We start from the raw sequence: 305 nt of genomic DNA, 5'->3' as shown, positions 1-305 counted from the left end.
AGGGCGTTGACCAGTGCGTTGTCGGCTAAAGTGTAGCTCCACACACCAGTGTTAGCGTCGATATCGAATGTGCCGTAGTCGTTAACTTGGGCGGCAAAACTCCAGCTCCAGCTGGCGCCGTTATCGATATCATCGGCGGTTAAGGTGCCGCCGGTCATTAAGTTGCCCGGCTCAGGCACGTTACCGCCATCCATCACGCCGGCTTCTAATACATCGCCAGTGGCATCTTGGATGGTTGAGGTGATAAGCGGAATATCATTAGTACCCGTCACTGTCACAGTCACTAATTGCTGACTGAAGGCGCC

Annotated in this window: 1 protein-coding gene; it reads right to left on the bottom strand. The window is 54.1% G+C overall.

Going from position 1 to position 305, the window contains the following annotated elements; genetic code table 11:
• Positions 1-305: VCBS domain-containing protein (locus tag AB4135_RS22240; RefSeq protein ID WP_371995540.1), on the bottom strand; the 305-nt coding region annotated here is incomplete at both ends.

It is taken from the genome of Shewanella sp. 10N.286.54.B9 (genome assembly GCF_041468565.1).
Taxonomy (GTDB): Bacteria; Pseudomonadota; Gammaproteobacteria; order Enterobacterales; family Shewanellaceae; genus Shewanella.
This window is presented reverse-complemented; position numbering and strand designations above follow the sequence as displayed.